General features: G+C 68.7%; 20 protein-coding genes. 8 read left to right on the forward strand and 12 right to left on the reverse strand.

Annotated features, from left to right (window positions below; translation table 11 throughout):
- Nucleotides 1-297: 297 nt before the first annotated feature.
- Together ACFWIW_RS23670 and ACFWIW_RS23675 are read right to left on the reverse strand one after the other, a co-directional pair.
- Nucleotides 298-1,338, reverse strand: a complete 1,041-nt coding sequence (locus ACFWIW_RS23670; RefSeq protein ID WP_378370423.1) for an aspartate-semialdehyde dehydrogenase — start codon at nt 1,336-1,338, stop codon at nt 298-300.
- Nucleotides 1,338-2,603: an aspartate kinase gene (locus ACFWIW_RS23675; protein ID WP_240596876.1), complete on the reverse strand. Its 1,266-nt coding sequence runs from the start codon at nt 2,601-2,603 to the stop codon at nt 1,338-1,340. Before ACFWIW_RS23675 ends, ACFWIW_RS23670 begins: the two co-directional genes overlap by 1 nt.
- 227 nt (nt 2,604-2,830) lie before the next feature.
- Between ACFWIW_RS23675 and ACFWIW_RS23680 the strand changes: the two genes are divergently transcribed.
- A complete protein-coding gene (locus tag ACFWIW_RS23680; RefSeq protein ID WP_378370424.1) occupies nt 2,831-3,427 on the forward strand; it encodes a nitroreductase family protein in 597 nt (198 codons plus the stop codon).
- Nucleotides 3,428-3,511: 84 nt separating this feature from the next.
- Here the strand turns inward: ACFWIW_RS23680 and ACFWIW_RS23685 are convergent, their stop codons facing one another.
- Entirely contained in the window at nt 3,512-4,990 is a 1,479-nt protein-coding gene (locus ACFWIW_RS23685) for an MFS transporter (RefSeq protein WP_378370425.1), read from the reverse strand.
- Between the two features lie 103 nt (nt 4,991-5,093).
- Between ACFWIW_RS23685 and ACFWIW_RS23690 the strand changes: the two genes are divergently transcribed.
- Together ACFWIW_RS23690 and ACFWIW_RS23695 are read left to right on the forward strand one after the other, a co-directional pair.
- Nucleotides 5,094-5,933, forward strand: a complete 840-nt coding sequence (locus ACFWIW_RS23690; RefSeq protein WP_378370426.1) for a helix-turn-helix transcriptional regulator — start codon at nt 5,094-5,096, stop codon at nt 5,931-5,933.
- Between the two features lie 9 nt (nt 5,934-5,942).
- The gene (locus tag ACFWIW_RS23695; protein ID WP_378370427.1) at nt 5,943-6,536 is read left to right on the forward strand and encodes a hypothetical protein; all 594 of its coding nucleotides are present in this window, start codon (nt 5,943-5,945) and stop codon (nt 6,534-6,536) included.
- On the opposite strand, the gene ACFWIW_RS23700 is transcribed toward ACFWIW_RS23695, so the two are convergent.
- Nucleotides 6,529-7,422 carry an ANTAR domain-containing protein gene (locus tag ACFWIW_RS23700; RefSeq protein ID WP_378370428.1) on the reverse strand — a complete coding sequence of 298 codons (894 nt, stop codon included), beginning with the start codon at nt 7,420-7,422 and terminating at the stop codon, nt 6,529-6,531. The genes ACFWIW_RS23695 and ACFWIW_RS23700 overlap by 8 nt on opposite strands.
- A gap of 119 nt (nt 7,423-7,541) precedes the next feature.
- On the opposite strand from ACFWIW_RS23700, the gene ACFWIW_RS23705 reads away from it, so the two are divergent.
- Nucleotides 7,542-8,318, forward strand: a complete 777-nt coding sequence (locus tag ACFWIW_RS23705) for an ANTAR domain-containing protein (RefSeq protein ID WP_378370429.1) — start codon at nt 7,542-7,544, stop codon at nt 8,316-8,318.
- On the opposite strand, the gene ACFWIW_RS23710 is transcribed toward ACFWIW_RS23705, so the two are convergent.
- Genes ACFWIW_RS23710 through ACFWIW_RS23720 form a run of 3 tightly spaced genes read right to left on the reverse strand, consistent with a single transcriptional unit; the run spans nt 8,251 to nt 11,074 of the window.
- Nucleotides 8,251-10,095, reverse strand: coding sequence for a CheR family methyltransferase (locus ACFWIW_RS23710; RefSeq protein ID WP_378370430.1), 1,845 nt, complete (start codon nt 10,093-10,095; stop codon nt 8,251-8,253). The two genes, ACFWIW_RS23705 and ACFWIW_RS23710, sit on opposite strands and share 68 nt — an antisense overlap.
- Entirely contained in the window at nt 10,092-10,685 is a 594-nt protein-coding gene (locus tag ACFWIW_RS23715; protein WP_378370431.1) for a chemotaxis protein CheB, read from the reverse strand. The genes ACFWIW_RS23710 and ACFWIW_RS23715 overlap by 4 nt, the downstream gene beginning before the upstream one ends.
- Before the next feature lie 23 nt (nt 10,686-10,708).
- On the reverse strand, nt 10,709-11,074 hold the full coding sequence (locus tag ACFWIW_RS23720) for a hypothetical protein (RefSeq protein WP_240596867.1): 366 nt from the start codon (nt 11,072-11,074) through the stop codon (nt 10,709-10,711).
- 244 nt (nt 11,075-11,318) lie between these two features.
- On the opposite strand from ACFWIW_RS23720, the gene leuA reads away from it, so the two are divergent.
- The gene (gene leuA / locus ACFWIW_RS23725; protein WP_378370432.1) at nt 11,319-13,076 is read left to right on the forward strand and encodes a 2-isopropylmalate synthase; all 1,758 of its coding nucleotides are present in this window, start codon (nt 11,319-11,321) and stop codon (nt 13,074-13,076) included.
- Nucleotides 13,077-13,227: 151 nt separating this feature from the next.
- On the opposite strand, the gene ACFWIW_RS23730 is transcribed toward leuA, so the two are convergent.
- Nucleotides 13,228-13,854 (reverse strand): peroxiredoxin-like family protein, encoded by a 627-nt coding sequence (locus ACFWIW_RS23730; protein ID WP_378370433.1) that lies wholly within the window; start codon nt 13,852-13,854, stop codon nt 13,228-13,230.
- 58 nt (nt 13,855-13,912) lie between these two features.
- Between ACFWIW_RS23730 and ACFWIW_RS23735 the strand changes: the two genes are divergently transcribed.
- Complete coding sequence (locus tag ACFWIW_RS23735; protein WP_378370434.1) at nt 13,913-14,518, forward strand: TetR/AcrR family transcriptional regulator; 606 nt, start codon at nt 13,913-13,915, stop codon at nt 14,516-14,518.
- On the opposite strand, the gene ACFWIW_RS23740 is transcribed toward ACFWIW_RS23735, so the two are convergent.
- Nucleotides 14,475-15,413, reverse strand: a complete 939-nt coding sequence (locus ACFWIW_RS23740; RefSeq protein WP_378370435.1) for a LysR family transcriptional regulator — start codon at nt 15,411-15,413, stop codon at nt 14,475-14,477. The two genes, ACFWIW_RS23735 and ACFWIW_RS23740, sit on opposite strands and share 44 nt — an antisense overlap.
- 87 nt (nt 15,414-15,500) lie before the next feature.
- On the opposite strand from ACFWIW_RS23740, the gene ACFWIW_RS23745 reads away from it, so the two are divergent.
- Nucleotides 15,501-16,424 carry an EamA family transporter gene (locus ACFWIW_RS23745; protein WP_378370436.1) on the forward strand — a complete coding sequence of 308 codons (924 nt, stop codon included), beginning with the start codon at nt 15,501-15,503 and terminating at the stop codon, nt 16,422-16,424.
- On the opposite strand, the gene erm is transcribed toward ACFWIW_RS23745, so the two are convergent.
- Both erm and ACFWIW_RS23755 read right to left on the reverse strand, forming a co-directional pair.
- Nucleotides 16,327-17,061: a 23S ribosomal RNA methyltransferase Erm gene (gene erm, locus ACFWIW_RS23750; RefSeq protein ID WP_378370437.1), complete on the reverse strand. Its 735-nt coding sequence runs from the start codon at nt 17,059-17,061 to the stop codon at nt 16,327-16,329. The two genes, ACFWIW_RS23745 and erm, sit on opposite strands and share 98 nt — an antisense overlap.
- A 186-nt stretch (nt 17,062-17,247) precedes the next feature.
- On the reverse strand, nt 17,248-17,946 hold the full coding sequence (locus tag ACFWIW_RS23755; RefSeq protein WP_378370438.1) for an SDR family oxidoreductase: 699 nt from the start codon (nt 17,944-17,946) through the stop codon (nt 17,248-17,250).
- A gap of 87 nt (nt 17,947-18,033) precedes the next feature.
- Here ACFWIW_RS23755 and ACFWIW_RS23760 point away from each other — a divergent pair, with 87 nt between their 5' ends.
- The gene (locus tag ACFWIW_RS23760) at nt 18,034-18,621 is read left to right on the forward strand and encodes a CGNR zinc finger domain-containing protein (RefSeq protein WP_378370439.1); all 588 of its coding nucleotides are present in this window, start codon (nt 18,034-18,036) and stop codon (nt 18,619-18,621) included.
- Here ACFWIW_RS23760 and ACFWIW_RS23765 read toward each other — a convergent pair.
- Nucleotides 18,590-19,231: an SDR family oxidoreductase gene (locus ACFWIW_RS23765; protein ID WP_378370440.1), complete on the reverse strand. Its 642-nt coding sequence runs from the start codon at nt 19,229-19,231 to the stop codon at nt 18,590-18,592. The genes ACFWIW_RS23760 and ACFWIW_RS23765 overlap by 32 nt on opposite strands.
- Nucleotides 19,232-19,730 lie beyond the last annotated feature (499 nt).

Below are 19,730 nucleotides of genomic sequence, written 5' to 3' on the forward strand. Positions count from 1 at the left end.
GTTCACCGGGGGGGGTGGTGAGTGGCAAAGAGGGTTAGAACGATCATTGCCACTCACGACCCCCCAGAACCGGCCATACAGCAATAGATCGGATATTTCGCCACGCTTGACGGTCCTTTATGGACATACAAGCGTTCCGGACGCCAGGGGTTCGCGACGACTCCCCACGGCAGTGGTGTCGGCGAGCGGGGAGGATTCCGGACGTTCAGTGTCCGGAATCCTCCCCACTCGGCATGATCTTGATCGTCCCCCCGACCCTCGCACCCGGTCAGGCGATTCGGCGGGTTCAGGGAACGGTCAGGAGTTCGCGGCGACCAGTTCCGCGATCTGCACGGCGTTGAGCGCCGCGCCCTTCCGCAGGTTGTCGTTCGACAGGAACAGCACCAGGCCGCGACCGCCGTCGACGCCCGGATCCGTCCGCAGCCGCCCGACGTACGACGGGTCCTGGCCGGCGGCCTGCAGCGGGGTCGGGATGTCCGACAGTTCCACGCCGGGAGCACTGGTCAGCAGTTCGGTCGCGCGGGCGACGGAAAGCGGCTGCGCGAACTCGGCGTTGATCGAGATCGAGTGCCCCGAGAACACCGGCACCCGCACGCAGGTGCACGAGACCAGCAGCTCCGGGATGCTCAGGATCTTGCGGCTCTCGTTGCGGAACTTCTTCTCCTCGTCCGTCTCGAACAGGCCATCGTCCACAATGGACCCGGCCAGCGGGAGGACGTTGTGCGCGATCGGCCGCGCGTACTTCTTCGGCTCGGGGAAGGTCACCGCCGCGCCGTCGTGGGTCAGGGCGCCCGCGTTCGCCGCCGCGGCGGCGAGCTGGCCTTCCAGCTCCTCGACGCCGGCGAGCCCACTGCCGGACACGGCCTGGTAGGTGCTGGCGACCAGCCGCACCAGACCCGCTTCGGCGTGCAGCGGCTTGAGCACCGGCATCGCGGCCATGGTGGTGCAGTTGGGGTTCGCGATGATCCCCTTGCGCGCTTCCTTGACCGCCTCCGGGTTGACCTCGCTGACGATCAGCGGGACGTCCGGGTCCATCCGCCACGCCGACGAGTTGTCGATCACCGTGGCACCGGCGGCGGCGAACCGTTCCGCCTGGGCCTTGGAGGTCGCGCCACCGGCGGAGAACAGCGCGATGTCCAAACCGGACGGATCCGCGGTCGTCGCGTCCTCGATGACGACTTCCCCGTCACGCCAAGGAAGCTTCGAACCGGCGGACCGCGCCGAAGCGAAGTACCGCATTTCGGCGACCGGGAAACCCCGTTCGGCCAGCAGACGGCGCATCACGCCGCCGACCTGACCGGTCGCCCCGACCACGCCTACCCGCAAACCTTCCGACATCAGCGACCACTCCCCGCGTAGACGACGGCTTCTTCGTCGCCGCCGAGTTCGAACGCCTCGTGGATCGCGCGCACCGCGTCGTCGAGCTGCGCGTCCCGGATGAGCACCGAGATCCGGATCTCCGAGGTGTTGATGATTTCGATGTTGACACCCGACTGCGCGAGCGCCTCGCAGAACGTCGCCGTGACACCGGGGTGCGAACGCATCCCCGCGCCGACGAGCGACACCTTGCCGACATGGTCGTCGTAGAGGACGGACTCGAAGCCGATCTCGTCCTTGATCTTCTCCAGCGACTGCACGGCCTTCGCCCCGTTGGCCTTCGACAGCGTGAAGGTGATGTCGGTGCGGCCGGAGACGGTGCTGGACACGTTCTGCAGCACCATGTCGATGTCGATCTCGTCGTCGGCGATCACCCGGAAGATCCTGGCGGCGGCACCGGCGTGGTCCGGCACTCCGGTCACCGTGATCTTGGCTTCGGAGCGGTCGTGCGCCACACCGGTGATCAACGCTTGTTCCACGGGGATCTCCTCGATAGAACCGGTCACCGTGGTGCCCGGCTTGTCACTGTAGGAAGAACGGACTCGGATCGGGACGCCGTAGCGGCGCGCGTACTCCACCGAGCGCAGGTGCAGGATCTTCGATCCGCTCGCGGCGAGCTCCAGCATCTCCTCGTAGGCGATGGTGTCGAGCTTGCGGGCGTCGGACACGACCCGGGGATCGGCGGTGTACACACCGTCCACATCGGAATAGATCTCGCAGACGTCGGCGTTCAGCGCCGCGGCCAGCGCGACGGCCGTGGTGTCCGAACCGCCGCGGCCGAGGGTGGTGATGTCCTTGGTGTCCTGCGACACGCCCTGGAACCCGGCCACCAGTGCGATGTACCCCTGGTCGAGGGCCTCCGTCACGCGGCTGGGGCTGACGTCGATGATCCGCGCGTTGCCGTGCACCGACGTCGTCACCACACCGGCCTGCGAGCCGGTGAACGACCAGGCCTCCGCGCCGTGCGCCGAGATCGCCATCGCCACCAGCGAGTTGGAGATGCGCTCACCCGCGGTGAGCAGCATGTCCATCTCGCGCTCCGGCGGAGCCGGGTTGACCTGCTGAGCCAGGTCGAGCAGCTCGTCCGTGGTGTCGCCCATGGCGGAGCAGACGACGACCACGTCGTTGCCCGCCTTCTTGGTGGCGACGATGCGTTCCGCGACGCGTTTGATCCGGTCGGCACTTTCCAGCGACGAACCGCCGTACTTCTGGACCACGAGGGCCACGCCCGAACCTCCTCGACGGGCCGGGCGTGCTCCTCGTGGGCACCGAGGAGCCCCCGCGTCCCTTATTTGGGCGAAAGCCTACCGGGGACACGCACGCCCGCCACCCTCGTAAGTGGTCCTGACCACCACATAGATGACTTCCCGAAGTAAATCTTCCTTAACACCAACGAAATAGTCGGAGGCCTTTCACTTTAGTGACGGAGAGCACCCCTTGTTATCGTCCCGTCGTGAAGAAACCCGCCGACACAAGTACCCCGATCGCGCCGATCATGGCCGCCAGGTGGAGCCCGCGCGCTTACGACGAGTCAGCGTTCGTCACCGAAGACCAGCTCCGCGCACTGCTCGAAGCGGCCCGCTGGGCGCCGTCGTTCGGCAACACCCAGCCCGCCCGCTACCTGGTCGGCCTTCGGGGCACGCCGTCGTTCGACCGCATCCTCTCGACGCTCAACTCGGGCAACCGCGCGTGGGCCCATCGCGCCGGGCTGCTGCTGATCGGCGTGATGGTGACCACGAACGAGAAGGGCGAAGTCCCGTACGCCGAGTACGGGCTGGGGCTGGCGAGCGAGAACCTCGTGCTCCAGGCCGTCGACCTGGGCCTGATCGCGCACCAGATGGCGGGCTTCTCCGCCGAGGCGGCGAAGGACCTCTTCGGTCTCCCCGACGACGTCGTCCCCAAGGTCGCCATCGCGGTCGGCCACCCCGCGGACCCGTCCGTGCTCGAAGAGGACTGGCGGATCGAGCGCGAGAAGGCGCCGCGCGAGCGGGTTCCCCTGGCTGAATTCGCCTACGCCGACGCCTGGGGCACGAGCGCCTTCTCCGGCTGAGCCTGTTGGCGGAGCTGAGGCCGGGCTCGACGCGTGAACCCGCCTGGCCGAAGCCCCCGCTGTCGCGGTGGCGGGGCGCCGGGATTACCAGGTCGCGCCCTGCCGACGCCGATCGCGGCGCGGGTTCACCGACTGGCGCTGAGGGAGCCATCGCAGAGTGAGAGCCCCTAGCCCGGCGTGCAGCAGGCTGAGCACCGCGACGGCGGTGTGCAGGCCGGCGACGAAAGCCTCCTTCGCGTCAAGAGCGGCCGCAGGCGCGATATCGAGGGTTTCGCCGAGGGTGGGCGCGACGTCCGGGCCTGTCAGGCGGAACACCAGCGCGGCGAGCGAGCCCATGAGCGCGATCCCCAGCGCGTTGCCGATCTCGTTGCCGGTCTCGGCGATCGCGCCCGCGGCCCCCGCCCGTTCGGCGGGCACCGCGGCGACCGCTGTGTCGGCCACCACGCTGAACGAGATGCCGTAGCCGATCCCCGCGACCACCGTCGACGCGACATACCAGCCCACCCCGCCGGTGACCCCGGTCATCAGCAACAGCGCCAGCCCGGCGGCGATGGAGAAATGGCAGGCGACCAGCGCCGTCCGCTTGCCGACGCGGTCGACCAGCGCGGGCGTGACGACGCACATGATCGTGAGGACGGCCGCACCGGGCAGCGCCAGCAGCGCCGCGTGCAGGACGGGCAGGCCGAGCACGGACTGCAGGTGGATCCCCGACAGGTACGCGGCCGCCGACCACGCGGCGAGCGGCACCAGCCCGGTGACGATCGCGATCGTGAACACGCGGTCGCGGAACAGGGAGAACTCGATCAGCGGGTACTCCAGACCGCGCTGCCGCCGGACGAACCACACCAGCAACCCGGCGCCGGCGATCCCGGCGGAGACCGCGGAGACGGACAGGCCGTCGGCGGCCGCGTGCTTGACGCCGTAGATCGCGAGCAGGAGTCCGGCGGCGGAAAGCGCCACACTCAGTACGTCGACCCGGCCTTTCCCGGTCGCCCGCACCTCGCGCAGCAGCACCGGCGCGAGCGCCAGGAACACCGCGATCACCGGCAGGTTGACCAGGAAGACCGAGCCCCACGCGAACCGCTCCAGCAGGACCCCGCCGACGACCGGGCCGATCGCGAAACCGGCGGCGAACGCGGCCGCGAAGATCCCGATGGCACGTGCCCGCCGTCGTGGATCGGTGAAGAGCTCGCTCAGCACGGCCAGTGCGGACGGCAGCAGCGTCGCACCCGCCAGCCCCATCAGCGCGCGGAAGGCGACGAGCGTTTCCGGGTTCGGGGCGAAGGCCGCGCCCGCCGAACCGAGGCCGAACACGGCGGCGCCGATCATCAGCAGCTTCAGCCGCCCGTACCGGTCACCGATGGCGCCGAACGCGATCAGCAGCGAGCCGACCGCGAAACCGTAGACGTCCAGGATCCACAACGCTTGATCGGCCGTGGGGGTGAGCGCCTGGCTGATCCTGGGCATCGCGAGGAACAGGATCGATCCGTCCATCGAGACCAGGAACACCGGGCAGAGGATCACCAGCAGGCCGAACCAGGCCCGGGTGTGCTGTCGTGTCATGCGCTCGACGCTGTACCGGCTTCGAGGGAGCAGCCATCCCCGTGCCATGGGTACACCTCGCGGGTACACCCACGCGGCGGGCGAAGTACTTAGGCTCGGAGGCATGGAAAGCCTCGGCGTCTACCTCAAAAGCCGTCGTGACCGGGTGACTCCCGCCGACATCGGCCTGCGCACCTACGGCACCTCCCGCCGGGTGCCCGGGCTGCGCCGCGAGGAGCTCGCCCAGCTCGCCGGGGTGAGCGCCGGCTACTACACGCGGCTGGAACAAGGCCTGGCCGAGACCGCTTCACAGCAGGTGCTCGACGCGCTCGCCCGCGCGCTGCGGCTCGACGACGTCGAGACGGCGCACCTGCACAACCTCGCCCGGCGGTCCTCGCTCCCGAAGCTGTCCGATCCCGGCGACGAAGAGCCGCATCCCCGGGTGCTCGCGCTGCTGGAGAACCTCGGCGAGACCGTGCCCGCGCTCGTCTTCGGCCGTCGCGGCGACGTGCTCGCGTGGAACCACGGCGGGCACTCGCTCATGGCCGAACATCTCGACTTCGACGCGCCGAAGGATCCGGAACGGCGGCCGTCGCTGCCCCGGATGTTCTTCCTCGACCCGCTCACCCGCGAGCTGCACCGGAACCGGGCCGAACTGGCCCCGATCCATGTCGCCTATCTGCGGTTGACCGCCGGTCGCTACCCCACCGACGCCCGGCTGGCGGCGCTCATCGGCGAGCTGACCATGCGCAGCGACGAGTTCGCGAGGCTCTGGGCGACCGGCGACGTCGCCGACTGCACCGTCGGCGCCATGTGGTTGCGGCATCCCACGGTCGGCGCGCTCGGCGTCGACTACCAGGTGTGGCTCCAGCCCGACAGCCCCGACCATCGCCTGGAGATCTACACGCCGAAGGACCCGGGATCCGCCGACGCGTTGAAGCTGCTGACCGGGTTCGATCGCTAACCTGGGGACATGGGGGCATTTCGCGCGCTGATCCGCAACGAGTCACGCACGATGGCCGGCCTCTGGCTGTATGTCAGCCGCCGGAAGGACGGAATCGACGGGGACGCCGTCGCGGTGCCGTACGGCTCCGGAGGCAAGCCGATCTTCGTCGTCTTGGCGGTGGTGAGCGCCGTCGAAGCCGGTCTCTTCTGGCTGATCGACTTCGGCATCGTCGTCGACGTCCTGCTGCTCGTCCTCGGCGTGTACTCGGCGCTGCTGGTGTTCGGGATCCACGCCGGCACCGTCGTCCGGCCGCATGTGATCTCGTCGCGCGAGGTGCGGGTGCGCTACAGCTCGTTCTACGACGTGCGGATCCCGAGGGAGAACATCGCCGCGCTGCGGCATTTGAAGGAGAGCCACGACCCGCGCAAGGCACAGAAGTTCCGCGACGGAACCTGGCTCAGCCACGACAACTTCTACGAGACGAACCTGATCGCCGAACTGCGCGAGCCGATCACGGTGACCCGGCCGCTCGGCGCGACCGAGACCGTCCGCGTCGTGAAATTCCAGGCGGACGACCCGAAAGCCGCCGTCGAGGCGTACGAAAGGCTCGGTGTCAGCTGAGCGCCGACGTCCGGTTCACAATGGTCCGCGCGACTTCGAAGACACTCTTGTCCAGGGTGTAGGCATGTGCGCGGATGAGGGCCAGCGCGTCCGGGGCGGCGCAGTCGTGGGTGGACATCACCATCCCCGTGGCCTGATGCACCACGCACTGGAGGTCCACGTCGCCGAACAAGGGGTGGACGGGGAGCCCGTCGTCGGCGTCGAGCAGCGTGCTCGGATGCAACGCGGTGTCGGTGAGGGCTTCGGCGACCAGCTCCGTCGAACGGGCGACCTCGGCGTCCGGTTCGGGCTCGGGCCGGTACGCGGTGAGGGTCCCCAGCGGCGCGTCACGCGGTCCCAGCCGGGCCGAAACCACCGCCCGGACACCGAGTTCACGTGCGGCTGGACCGAACCGGGGCCACCTGCTCGACAGCTCTCGTCCGCCGCAGACCCCCGGCTCGCCGGACGTCCGCCAGGACGGTCCTTCACCGAAGAGGTATTCCAGATCGTTCGCCTTCGCCGCGACGGGATCGGAGACGACGACCGCCGCCGCGCTCTCCGGGCCGTCGAACAAGGTCACCGCGAGGCTCCGGCCGCCGGACGTCTCGGCCACCGCCGTCATGAACGGCGGCGGGGCATCCTCCCGCCCGTTGGGCTCGGCCGCCCAGTTTTTCACCGCGGCGACGTAGCTCGCGTGCAGATCGGCCGTGGCACGATGCCTCCTCTCGGTGGCGCGGTGCAGCTCCGCCATCCTCCGGTGGAACGGGCGCATGGTCTCGGCGGCCGTCTCCATCAGGATTTCGTGCCGCAGGGCCACCGCCGCCGCGCGATCCGCACGCTCTCGTGCGGCTTCGACCAGTTCGCGCAGAGCCGACTGGTCGTACCGGCCACCGGTGCCGTCCCACATGAGGCGAGCGTACGCCCGCCACGGCCCCGCGGATGTGACCCGGATGGCTGAGTGACGCGGCTTCCGTGACCGCATCGAGAGGACTAGCGTTGGCTGCCCCCCGAGGAAGGCCGATTTTGATGCGGAATCGCGAAAAATGGGTCGCCGACACGTTGGTGGAGCTGGCGGACACTCTCGCCCCCGCGCTGGATCCGGCGAGTTATTGGCTCTGTGTGGCGGATCGGTACACCCAGCTGATCGACTCGTCGTCCGTGCACCTGACCACCGCCGTCGACCCTCCGGTCGTGGTGGCCACCGACGAACGGCTCGGCGAGCTCCTCGCCGAGGAAGGCCCTGGCGCCGACAGCCAGGCAAGCCGGGCGCCGGTCGTCAACGTGCGCCTCGACGAGGCGACGTCACGCTGGACCAGGCTGGCTCCCGCCGCGCTTTCCCTCGGCTACCGGTCGGCGCACGCGTTCCCGTTCAGCCGCCGCGAAGACCTGCTCGGCGCGGTGACGATCCTGACCACGGAGACGGAACCGTTGCCGGAGACCGATCTGAGGATCGCGAGCGCGCTCGCCGACGTCGCGACGATCGGCATGCTCAACCACCGGACGATCGCCGGGCTGACCACGACCTCGCGGCAACTGCAGGGGGCGCTTTCGAGCCGGGTGATCATCGAGCAGGCAAAGGGATTGCTGTCCGCCCGGCTGGAAGTCAGCCCGGAGGGCGCGTTCCGGGTGCTGCGGCGGTACGCCCGCGGGCACAACATGCGGATCGGCGACCTCTCCGAACGGCTGATGAGCAGGCGGCTGACGGTCGCCGACCTGATCTCCCCCGGCGACGACCTCACTCCCGCCGCTTCTCCATCAGCAGCACGACGCCACTTCCCGGCCCGCCCAACGGCGAACAGCTGACCGAGGCGGTGAAGGGCCTGCCCTTCCGGTCCACCGCGTCGGTCTCGACCGGGAGCGCGCGGTGGCCGGTCTCGTTGCAGATCTCGACCATGTCGCGAAGCCCGTCGGTCGGCAGGCCGAAATCGAGGGTGAAGAAATCCGTCCGGTAGACCTCGTCCGCGCGCATCCCCCACAGGTCCTCGGCGCCGCGGTTCCAGCTGCGCACCAGGAGATCGCTGTCGAGCACGACCACTCCGGCGGCGACACTGGACAGCACCCCTTCGAGGAAGGTGCGCGCCTCGTCCAGCTCCGCGGTGCGGATCCGCAGCTCCTCGTTCATCGTTTCGAGTTCCTCGTTGCCCGACTGGAGTTCCTCGTTGGTGGTCTCCAGTTCCTCGTTGGTGGACTGGAGTTCCTCGTTCGTCGTCTCGAGTTCCTCGATGCTGGACTGGAGTTCCTCGTTGACGGTCTCCAGCTCCGCGTTGGTCGACTGGAGTTCCGCGTAAGCCGTCGCGAGGTCCTCTTGCACCCGTTTGACCTCTTGCTGGAGCCGGGTGGCCTCGGTGGTGTCGATGAGGGTGATCGCGACGCCGAGGTCCTCGCCGTCGCTGGTGAGCAAGGGTTTGACCACGACGTCGAAGTACCGTGTCTCGCCGTCGCTTCGGTCCCACCGCACGGCGTTGACCCGGACGCTCCGGCGCTCGGAGTGGGCTCTGCCGACCAAGGTTCCGAGTTCGATCGGCCGGGACGAGATCTCCAGCTCACCGAACGACGTGCCGACGTTGTCCGGGGAAAGCCCGAACTGCAGCCGCGCCGCGCCGTTGATCAACGCGACCGTGCCGTCACGGTCGATGACCAGCACCGAATCGGGTGAGGACGCCAAGGCCAGTTCGACCACCTGACGCCGGTTGACCCGTCCCATCTCCGAAGCGGGCAAGAGGTCGGATCGCGCCGGCTTCGCCGCCCCCGCACCGGTTTGGACCCGGAACACCCGGTTGCGCATATCCGTGACCTCGAAGCGGGAACCGTCGGCGACCAGCATCTCGGCCTTGCCGAGGAAGAGGTGACCGCCTTCGTTGAGCGCGAAATGGAACCGCTCGATGATCTTCGTCTGCGCTTCGACGTTGAAATACATCAGGGTGTTGCGGCAGACGAGCAGATCGACCCGCGAGATCGGGGCGTCGCGGGTGATGTCGTGCCTGCCGAAGATCACCCTGCGGCGGAGGTCGCGGCGAAACGCGAACAGGGCGCCGTTCGGTTCGAAATACTTCGCCTTCACCTCGTCGGGGAGCTTTTCCAGTGCCTTGAGGGAATACACCCCCGCCCTGGCCTCGCGCAGGGCTTCCTCGTCGACATCGGTGCCGTAGATCTTGACCCGTTTGGTGCAGGCTTCGATACCGAGATGCTCGGCGAAGATGATCGCGAGGGTGTACGCCTCCTCGCCACTCGAACATCCGGCGCTCCAGATCCGGATGTCCTGGTCCGGGCCGGCGTCGGCGATCAAGCCGGGGACGACGACCGCGGCCAGGTAGTCCCACGCCGCCGGATCGCGGAAGAAACCGGTGACATTGATCAGAATGGTGTTGAAGAGTTCTTGGAACTCGTCGGCGTTGCTCTCCAGGAAATCCCGGTAATCCGCGTACTTCTCGAAGTTCACGGTCTGCATCCGTTTGCGGATCCGGCGCCCGAGCGAGGTGCGCTTGTACCCGGTGAAATCGAATCCGCGGGAATCGTTGATGAACGTCAGCAAGGATTCCAGCTCACGCTCGTCTTCGTCCTCGCCGTCATGCGCGATCACAGCGATCTCGTTCCTTCGATCAGGGCCACAAGCGCGTCCGCGATCCTCTCCAGCGGCAGCGTCAGGTCGACCGCCACGGCGTTCACCGCGGCCTGTGGCATGCCTTTGAATTCCGCGGTGCTCGGATCTTCCGCGATGACGGTACCGCCACGGGACGAGACCGCCCTCGCCCCCGTCGAGCCGTCGCGACCGGTTCCGGTCAGCACGCAGACCAGCGCCGCGGGACCGTAGGCCACCGCGACGGATTCGAAGAGCCGGTCGGCGGACGGCCGCACGAATCTCACCTTGTCGCTCTTCGACAGGTCCAGCCCGCCACCGGGAGCGATCAGGAGATGCCGGTCCGGCGGTGCGAGATAGGCGACGCCGGGCTCGGCGACGTCACCGGCCTCGGCCAGCTTGACCCGCAATCGTGACCGCCGATCGAGAATCTCGGCGAGGACCGTGTCGTGACGGGGATCGAGATGCTGGACGATCACCACGGGTACCGGGAAGTCCGCGGGCAAGGCCTGGAGCACCGTGATGAGGGCCTTGACTCCACCGGCCGAAGTCCCGATCGCGACGATCTCGTAGGGCACCGCCCGCGCGAACATCTTCCGAGCGTAATGCCCGAAATTCAGGCTGAACCGCCCACGCGGCGGATGATCTTGGCGAGGATCCCGGTGACGACCATCCAGAAGATCGCGGCGATGCCGTAGTTGACCAGCACGCGGAGCTTGGCGTCTTCGGGCATGAAGAGATCCTTGAAGCCCAGCAGCAGCCCGTCGGCCCAGCCGCGGACGAACGACACGATGCCGTTGTCGGGGTTGGCCTCGCCGATCACGAAGACGACGTGCAGCACCAGGATGGCCGCGAAGATCAGGCCCACCCAGCGGACGACGCTCGCCAGGACGCCGGCCGCGCGGCTGCCGCCCGCTCGCCAGTCGACCTTGCGCCGGGTCTCCTGATCAGCGGTTTCCTTCTCTTCAGCGTGCTCGCCCATGCCGGGCAGTGTGGCACGCCGCCTGGTCCGATTGCTACCCGTGAGTAACCCGAATGGGCGCCACTGTGGTCACGGTTCGATCGCGGCCCGGGTTTCCCTTCGGGAGATCGCGCGGTTAAGGTGGCCTCGTGGCTCGAGCTCTCCTGCTTCGCTGCCGCGACGGGGCCTGATCGGACCGGCTCCCCGTCGCGGGGCTTCGTGGTGCCGGTCGTCGCACCCGATTCTTCAGGAGAACCGTCCCCTCATGAGCATTCGCAAGCCCACCCGTCCTGCGCCTTCCGAGCAGGCTTCGTGGAACACCCAACGCGGCACTTCGATGCCCGTGCACCGCTATCGCCCCTGGTACGACCTGGTCGAGGACATCTCGCTGCCGGACCGCACCTGGCCGGACAAGCGCATCGAGACCGCGCCGCTGTGGTGCGCCGTCGACCTGCGCGACGGCAACCAGGCCCTGATCGACCCGATGTCGCCCGCGCGCAAGCGCAAGTTCTTCGACCTGCTGGTCCGCATGGGCTACAAGGAGATCGAGGTCGGCTTCCCGGCGGCCTCGCAGACGGACTTCGACTTCGTCCGCGAGATCATCGACGAGGGCGCCATCCCGGACGACGTCAGCATCCAGGTGCTGACCCAGTGCCGTCCGGAGCTGATCGAGCGCACCTTCAAGGCGCTCGAAGGCGCGCCGCGCGCGATCGTCCACATCTACAACTCGACCTCGATCCTGCAGCGTCGCGTCGTGTTCCGCGAGGAGCGCATCGGCATCACGAAGATCGCTTCGCAGGCCGCTGAGCTGGTCGTCGACTACGCGGCGAAGCAGCCGGACACCGACTTCCGCTTCCAGTACTCGCCGGAGTCCTACACCGGCACCGAGCTGTCGTACGCGCTCGAGGTCTGCAACACGATCACCGAGATCTGGCAGCCGACGCCGGAGAAGCCGGTGATCCTGAACCTGCCGGCGACCGTCGAGATGGCGTCGCCGAACGTCTACGCCGACTCGATCGAGTGGATGCACCGCAACCTGGACCGCCGCGATTCGGTGATCCTGTCGCTGCACCCGCACAACGACCGCGGCACCGGTATCGCCGCCGCCGAGCTGGGCTTCCAGGCCGGCGCGGACCGGATCGAAGGCTGCCTGTTCGGCAACGGCGAGCGCACCGGCAACGTCGACCTCGTCGCGCTGGGCATGAACCTGTACAGCCAGGGCGTCGACCCGCAGATCGACTTCTCCGACATGGACGAGATCAAGCGGACGGTCGAATACTGCAACCAGCTGCCGGTGCACGAACGCAGCCCGTGGGCGGGCGACCTGGTGTTCACCGCGTTCTCCGGCAGCCACCAGGACGCGATCAACAAGGGGCTCGACGCGCTGAAGGCCGCCGCCGACAAGGCGGGCACGCCGGTCGACGAGCACCCGTGGCAGGTCCCGTACCTGCCGATCGACCCGAAGGACATCGGCCGCAACTACGAGGCCGTGATCCGGGTGAACTCGCAGTCCGGCAAGGGCGGCGTCGCCTACATCATGAAGGCCGAGCACCAGCTCGACCTGCCGCGGCGCCTGCAGATCGAGTTCTCGAAGGTCGTCCAGCGCCACACCGACACCGAGGGCGGCGAGGTCGACCCGGCCACGATGTGGAACGCGTTCTCGGCCGAGTACCTGGAGCTGAAGACGCCGCTGGAGCTGGTGCGCCAGCACGTCCGGGACAACGGCGACGGCGAGTACGACATCACGGCGACCGTACGGGTCGAGGGCGACGAGCACGAGGTCACCGGCCGCGGGAACGGCCCGATCGCGGCGTTCTTCGACGCGCTGTCGACCGTCGGGTTCGACCTGCGGCTGCTGGACTACAGCGAGCACACGCTCTCGCCGGGCGACGACGCGCGGGCCGCGTCGTACATCGAGTGCGCGATCTCGGACCGGGTGTACTGGGGCATCGGGATCGACCCGTCGATCGTGACCGCTTCACTGCGGGCCGTCGTCTCGGCCGTGAACCGGGCCCACCGGTAGTTTCCGACGTTCCGTGAAGGCCTCCTTGAGGGACCCAGAGTCCCTCAAGGAGGCCTTCACGGCTTTCAGGCTTGGCGCAACTCGCGTGATCGGAGCCGTAACGCCTTCAATCACGCGAGTTACGCGTCCAATCACGTGAGTTACGCGGCGGCTACAGGGCCTTCACCGCGGCCAGGACGTCGGCCGGGTCGGTGCGCGTGGTGTAGTCCGGGTGCACGTCGATGTACCGGATGACGCCGTCGCCGTCCACGACCAGGACGGTCGGATACGGCAGCTCCCAGTCCGCCGCCCCGTTGATCTTCTCGACGTCGCCGATGAGCGTGTCGAAAGCCGGCTTCGTCTCCGGGGCCAGCCGGAACGTGATGCCGAGCGCGCGCCCGAGCTCGTTGTCCACATCGGACAGTACGGTGAACTCCAGCTTCTTCGTGGACAGCGACCCGTCCGGCAGCTGCGGGCTGACCGCGACCAGCTTCACGCCCAGCTTCTCCAGCTCCGGCAACAGTTCCTGCTGATACGTGCGCAGCGCCAGGTTGCAGTACGGGCACCACGCGCCGCGATAGAACACCACGACCGCGGGCCCGTCCGCGACCCGGACCCGATCGCCACCGGCGTCCGGCAGCGCGAGGTCCGGCATCGGCGTTCCCGGTTTCGCGGCCGCCTCGGCGACCACCCCGACGAACGTCTCGCGGTCGGCCTTGAGCATCTCGGCGACCTCGGCCGGAACGTGGCTCGCGACGTGTCCCCGCAGCTCGGCGAGGTCGGTGTTGAGATCCCCCATGGTCAGCTCCTTCGGTTGTACTGATCGGTACAGTGCAGCCGACTGTACTATTCGGTACATGAGTGGTCAACCGGCGAAGACCCCGCAGGGGCGGATGACGAGGGACGCGATCGTCGACGCGGCGGCGGAGCTGATGTACGTCCACGGCGTCGCCGGGACGAGCGTCGACAAGGTGCTCGCGGCGAGCGGGGCCGGGAAATCGCAGATGTACCACTACTTCAAGAACAAGGACCAGCTCGTCGAAGCGGTCATCACCCGCTTCCTCGAAAACATCCTCGGCAACCAGCCGACCATCTTCGAACTGCACGACTGGGCCGATTTCGACCAGTGGGCCCGGGAGATCCTGGCCATCCAGACCACGCCCAAGGGGCCGATCGCCTGCCCGCTCGGCAACCTCACCGGCGAACTCGGGGACGACCCCAAGATGGCGCCGCTGCTGGACAAGGCCTACCGCGAATGGGAGTCACATCTCCAGCGCGGACTGGAATCGTTGCGGGAAAAGGGAAAACTGAGCGAAGACGCCGACCCGGCGAGGCTCGCGCAAGCCGCGATGACCTGCGTACAGGGCGGCCTGCTGATGGCCCACCTGCGCCACGACGTCACGCCGATCGCCGACGCCCTCAAGATCGCGCTCGACCACCTGAAGAGTCACGCTCGCCCGTGAGAGCGGCGACCTCGTCGGCGAGCGCGTCGAGCACTTTCGCCACGGCTGGCCGCGAAGAAGCCCCGAGCCGGTAGACCGCCTCCACGTGCCGGGCCGCCTTGATCCCGGCGAGCGGACGGCAGACCAGGCCACTGCCGCGCCGAGTGTCCATTGTGTACCGGGGCAGCAACGCGATCCCGTGCCCGGCGGCGACGAGCCGTTCGGTGATGCGGAAATCGTTGATGCGCTGGACCACCTGTGGCCGCACCCCGGTGCGGATGATCAGCGACTGGAGGATGTCGTCCACCGGGAACCCGGCGTTGACGCTGATCCAGCGTTCGTCGGCCAATTCGGCCAGCTCGATGCGGCGCCGCTTCGCGAGCCGATGCCCGGCGGGGAGCGCGACGTCGAGCGGTTCACGCAGCAGATGCCGCGTCTCCAGCCGGTCCGAGCCGAGCGATGGCGCGTGCTCGTCCCGGTGCGCCACCACGATGTCGTAATCCGCGACGAGCCCGGGGACCTCCGGCGGGGTCATGTCGACGTCGCGCACGATGACGTCCAGGCCGTCGAATTCCGCCGTCCGGTGCAGCAGTCCGGGCAGCAGCATCAACCCGGCGGACTGGAAGATCGCCACCCGGACACTGCCACGCGGGGCGCTGCGGTAGGTGTCCAATTCGGACTCCGCGCGGTCGAGGGCGGCGAGCACGTCGTCCGCGCGGGCGACCAGGGCGCGGCCCGCGTCGGTCAGCCGCAGACCGCGCCCGGCGGGTTCCGTGAGCGCGAGACCGACGTCACTCTGCAAGGCACGCAGCTGCTGGGAAACCGCGGACGGGGTGCAGTGCAACGCCTTCGCGGCCGCCGTCACGCTGCCGCGGTCGGCGAACTCCCGCAGGGTCCGCAACCGGCCGATGTCCATACCGCCAGCATATGTGAAGCCGAACTGAACGATCGCTGCAAATATTCTCGCTGGTCCTAAACGGTCGCACCACGTAAGAGTGAAGACATGCCCGCCCGCGATCGTCTGCTCGCCCTGTTCGTCGCCGTCCTCTGGGGCTGCAACTTCCTCGCCATCCACGCCACCCTCGGCCAGTTCCCGCCCGTCTTCGCCGGCGGGCTGCGCTTCGCGGTCATCGCGATCCCGACGATCCTGTTCGTGCCGTGGCCGAAGGTGAAGATCCGCCATCTGCTCGGCTACGGGCTGGGCTTCGGCACCGGGCAGTTCGTGTTCCTCTTCATCGCGATGGACACCGGCATGCCGACCGGTCTCGCCTCGCTGGTGCTGCAGGCGTCGGCCCCGTTCACCGTCCTGCTCGGCGCCGTCTTCCTGCGCGAACGCGTGTCCGGACGGCAGCTCACCGGCATCCTGCTCGCCGTCGCCGGGATGGCGACGATCGCCTGGCAGCAGGCCGGGAACGCCGCCCTGCTGCCGGTGATCCTGACCCTGCTCGGCGCCCTGAGCTGGGCGTTCGGCAACCTGAGCACCCGGCAGGCCGCCCCGGACAACCCGCTGAACTTCGTCCTCTGGATGTCCGTGGTGCCGCCGCTGCCGATGTTCGCGCTGTCGCTGGTCATGGAAGGCCCTGCCGAGATCGGGCACTCGCTGAGCACGCTCGGCACCACCACCGGGCTGTTCGGGCTCGGTGGCCTCGCCTACGTCGTACTGTTCGGCACGATCGTCGGCTCCGGGATCTGGACGTCGCTCATGCGCCGCAACCCGGCGGGCGTGGTCGCGCCGTTCTCGCTGCTGGTGCCGGTGGTCGGGCTGTCGATGGCGTTCCTTGTCCTCGACGAACGCCCCTCACTGGTGGAGATCCTCGCCGCGGCCGTCGTCATCGGCGGCGTCCTGTTCGGTTCGACGAAACGCCGCGTGCGCGAACCGGACTTCCTCGCCGAAGCCGAAACTCCTCAGCCCACTGGTGTGCGGTGAGGCGTTTGGGCACGACGTCCTTGCCGGGCCGGGTGAACACCCGCCGCACGAAGTCCTGGTAGCGCTCACGATCCGCGTCTTCGACGAGCGGCCGCCCGCGTCGGGTCACGGTGAGCAGGCCGCCGTCGACGCCGGGCCTCGGGCGGAACGCCGCCGCGGGCACCCGGCCCGCCAGCCGGAAGTCGAACCACGGCCACCACTGCGCGGTCATCATGGTCGCGCCACCGACCCCGGCCCGGCGGCGCGCCACCTCCCACTGCACGAGCAACACGGCGTCCGTCCAGCCGGGAGCCGCGAGGACGTGGCGCAGTGTCGCGGTGGTCAGGTGGAACGGCAGATTGCCGACCAGGACGCAGGGCGTCTTCGGCAAGGGGAACCGCAGGAAGTCCGCGGTGACGATCTCCGTGGACGGCCGGACGCGGCGCGCCAGCCGGGCGGCGCGGCGGTCGTCGATCTCGATGCCGGTCAATGGCCTGCCGAGCCGTTCCAGCGCCCACGTCAAGGCGCCGTCACCGGTGCCGAATTCGACGATCGGCCCGTCCGTACCGTCGACGAGCTTCACGACGGTTTCGATGATGTTCCGGTCGATGAGGAAGTTCTGGCCGAGTTCGTGACGGCCAGGACGATGTGTGCGCAAGGGATCTCCGCGGCTTCGAGGTGAGCCGGGCAGCACGAGGCTCGCCCGGCGATGTCTCGCTCGGGCGGCGGTTCCTTGCCGAAAGCCTGGAATCCGCCGCTAGGCGCGGCGGATCCGGGTGAACGCGGAGGCACAACACATGGCGGCGAAGCTACCTCGGATCGTCGACCTCCCGCCAATCGTTTTCTACGCGCCGATCCGGCTGGTGCCGAGGTGCTCGACCGGGCCGGACAGCGCGGCCTTGACCTGGCGGGTGAGGTCGTCGGTGAGTACCTCGTTCTCCCCTTTTTCGAGCCCGTCGACGACCTGGCGGGCGACGTCGCGCGGGTCGTTCTTGGGGACGTCGAGGCCCTGGGTCATGTCGGTGTCGGTGTAGCCGAGGTGCACGCCGACCACCTGCGTGCCCTGCTCGGCGAACTCGATGCGGAGCGAATTGGTGAGTGACCAGAAGGCCGCCTTCGACGCGCCGTAGGAACCCGAGCCCGCCGCCCACGACAGGACAGAGTGCACGTTGACCAGCGCCCCACCGTCCTTGAGCCGCGGCGCAAACGCTTGCGCGATGCGCAGCGCGCCGAAGACGTTCGTCTCGAAGACGGGGCGGTGCGCGTCGACGCCCTCGTCCAACAGCGAGCCGAGCCCCAAGGTGCCTGCGTTGTTGAAGACGATCGTGGCGTCGCTCGCCTGCTCCGCCAGCGCGCGGACGGATTCCGGGTCGGTGACGTCGAGCGGGAGCGGGACGATCCGCGGGTCGGCGTCCTCGCGCGGCGACCTGGCGGTCGCGTAGACCTTGGCGGCGCCGCGGTCGAGCAGTTCGGCGACGAACGCCTTGCCGAGCCCGCGCTGCCCGCCGGTGACCAGTGCGACGGCGCCTTCGATGGAGGTCATGACTTGCTCCCTTGACAGAAGTGTTCGGCTTTTGCCTCTGTCGCCAGAATGGCGACGCGGGACGACAGAGTCAAGTACGCTTGACCTATGTCATGGACCGCGACGGACCGATACCGGTTACGCACCGCCCCCTCGGGGCTGGCGCTCGTTCAGGACTTCCTCAACACCAAGGCGATCCAGACCTACGGCCTCGACCTGCTGAGCGACGCCGACCTGGCGAGACCTTGGGCCGCCGAGGCGCTGGCGGAATGGTCGCGAGCCCGGGACTCCGAGGCGCCCGACATCTCGCTGAGTCCGGGCGACCTCCGCGCGCTTCGCGACCTACGCGAGTCGTTCGTTTCGCTCGTGGACGGCGACGACGCGGACGTCGACAAGCCGGTCAAGGCGACTCTGGCCCTGCGCGACGGCGTCGTCCGGCTGTTCCCGTCCGGCACCGGACGGCAGTGGCTCGCTTCGGCGCTGTGGACGGAGACACTGCTCGCGCAGCAGGCCGGGATCTGGCCTCGGTTGAAACTCTGCCGTCTCGACGGCTGCCGATCGGCCTTCTACGACGTCTCGCGCAACAACAGCGGGGTCTGGCACGACGTGCGCACCTGCGGGAACGTCGCGAACCTGCGGGCCGCGCGGGAGCGCAAGAAGGCGCTCAGCCCAGCGACGCCAGCGCCGACGGAATAGGGATCTCGCCGCCGATGACGTCGAAACCCTGGTTCCCGGCGAGCGGTTCTTCCAGCGTGGCGACCAGGACGGCGGCGACGTCCGCGCGGGAGACGCGGCCCGGTTCGAGGTGGCCGGCGATCTTGACGTGGCCGGTGGGCTGGTCGTCGGTGAGCGTGCCGGGCCGGACGATCGTCCAGTTCAGGCTCGACCGGCGCAGGACGCTGTCGGAGATCTGCTTCGCCATCAGGATCGACCGCACCAGGCGATCACCCTGATCCGGCGAATCCGCGAACTGCGCGGAAAGCTGCACGAACCGCGAGACACCCGCCTTCTCGGCGGCGCGGATCGCGGTGATCACGCCGTCGCGGTCGACGAGGTCGACCGAGGCCTGATCCGGGTCGGGCGCGCCGATCGCGCTGATCACCACTTCGGAACCGGCGAGCGCCTCGACGAGGTCTTCCGCGTCGGCGGTGACGTCGGCGACCACGGTTTCGGCGCCGAGACCGGCGACCCGCTCGGCGCGGCGGCGGCTGCGCAGCCCCGCCCGCACCTGATGTCCGCGCCCCCGCAGGAGCCGGACCACGTGAATCCCCGTCCGCCCCGACGCTCCCAGCACTGTGACCCGCATAACAGAGAGTCTGCCCGAAACCGGCCTCCCGCGCCTGCCCGCATTTCGTCCTCTAAATGCGGCGAGGCGCGGCCCCCTCGCCGACGCGCCGCGTGTTGCGGCCGGGCACACCCACGCTCGCCACATCAATTGGGCGGGAAGAACGTCTCGCGCCGCGAGCCGGAGACCGACCCGCGGGGCTGATCGTGACCCGAACCGTCCACAAGGGACACCCGGGCCGCCACGACGCCCGATTTGAGCGTCTTGCACCGGGGTCGTGAGTGGCAAGGACGGTTCTAACCCTCTTTTTCACTCACGACCCCCGCGAGCCCCGGACGTCATGCCACCAATCGGTCACATTACCGGCTCGGAGTGTCCCTTGTGGACACTCGGCGGCGGTGTCGCCCTCTAAATGCGGCCGAAGCGCGTGAAGGCCCCCTTCCCCCCGCGGAGGCCCGGGGGGGGGGGGGGGCCCCCCGGGGGGGGGGGGAGGGTTTGCGCCCCCCCGCCCCCAAACCGC

This window comes from Amycolatopsis sp. NPDC058340, from assembly GCF_042723975.1.
GTDB lineage: Bacteria > Actinomycetota > Actinomycetes > Mycobacteriales > Pseudonocardiaceae > Amycolatopsis.

What these genes read in the sequence shown, in the direction of transcription:
- ACFWIW_RS23670 (WP_378370423.1), bottom strand. Translation starts at nt 1,338, where the DNA reads ATGTCGGAAGGTTTGCGGGTAGGCGTGGTCGGGGCGACCGGTCAGGTC.
- ACFWIW_RS23685 (WP_378370425.1), bottom strand. Translation starts at nt 4,990, where the DNA reads ATGACACGACAGCACACCCGGGCCTGGTTCGGCCTGCTGGTGATCCTC.
- ACFWIW_RS23690 (WP_378370426.1), top strand. Translation starts at nt 5,094, where the DNA reads ATGGAAAGCCTCGGCGTCTACCTCAAAAGCCGTCGTGACCGGGTGACT.
- ACFWIW_RS23695 (WP_378370427.1), top strand. Translation starts at nt 5,943, where the DNA reads ATGGGGGCATTTCGCGCGCTGATCCGCAACGAGTCACGCACGATGGCC.
- ACFWIW_RS23700 (WP_378370428.1), bottom strand. Translation starts at nt 7,422, where the DNA reads ATGTGGGACGGCACCGGTGGCCGGTACGACCAGTCGGCTCTGCGCGAA.
- ACFWIW_RS23705 (WP_378370429.1), top strand. Translation starts at nt 7,542, where the DNA reads ATGCGGAATCGCGAAAAATGGGTCGCCGACACGTTGGTGGAGCTGGCG.
- ACFWIW_RS23715 (WP_378370431.1), bottom strand. Translation starts at nt 10,685, where the DNA reads ATGTTCGCGCGGGCGGTGCCCTACGAGATCGTCGCGATCGGGACTTCG.
- ACFWIW_RS23720 (WP_240596867.1), bottom strand. Translation starts at nt 11,074, where the DNA reads ATGGGCGAGCACGCTGAAGAGAAGGAAACCGCTGATCAGGAGACCCGG.
- leuA (WP_378370432.1), top strand. Translation starts at nt 11,319, where the DNA reads ATGAGCATTCGCAAGCCCACCCGTCCTGCGCCTTCCGAGCAGGCTTCG.
- ACFWIW_RS23730 (WP_378370433.1), bottom strand. Translation starts at nt 13,854, where the DNA reads ATGGGGGATCTCAACACCGACCTCGCCGAGCTGCGGGGACACGTCGCG.
- ACFWIW_RS23735 (WP_378370434.1), top strand. Translation starts at nt 13,913, where the DNA reads ATGAGTGGTCAACCGGCGAAGACCCCGCAGGGGCGGATGACGAGGGAC.
- ACFWIW_RS23740 (WP_378370435.1), bottom strand. Translation starts at nt 15,413, where the DNA reads ATGGACATCGGCCGGTTGCGGACCCTGCGGGAGTTCGCCGACCGCGGC.
- ACFWIW_RS23745 (WP_378370436.1), top strand. Translation starts at nt 15,501, where the DNA reads ATGCCCGCCCGCGATCGTCTGCTCGCCCTGTTCGTCGCCGTCCTCTGG.
- ACFWIW_RS23755 (WP_378370438.1), bottom strand. Translation starts at nt 17,946, where the DNA reads ATGACCTCCATCGAAGGCGCCGTCGCACTGGTCACCGGCGGGCAGCGC.
- ACFWIW_RS23760 (WP_378370439.1), top strand. Translation starts at nt 18,034, where the DNA reads ATGTCATGGACCGCGACGGACCGATACCGGTTACGCACCGCCCCCTCG.
- ACFWIW_RS23765 (WP_378370440.1), bottom strand. Translation starts at nt 19,231, where the DNA reads ATGCGGGTCACAGTGCTGGGAGCGTCGGGGCGGACGGGGATTCACGTG.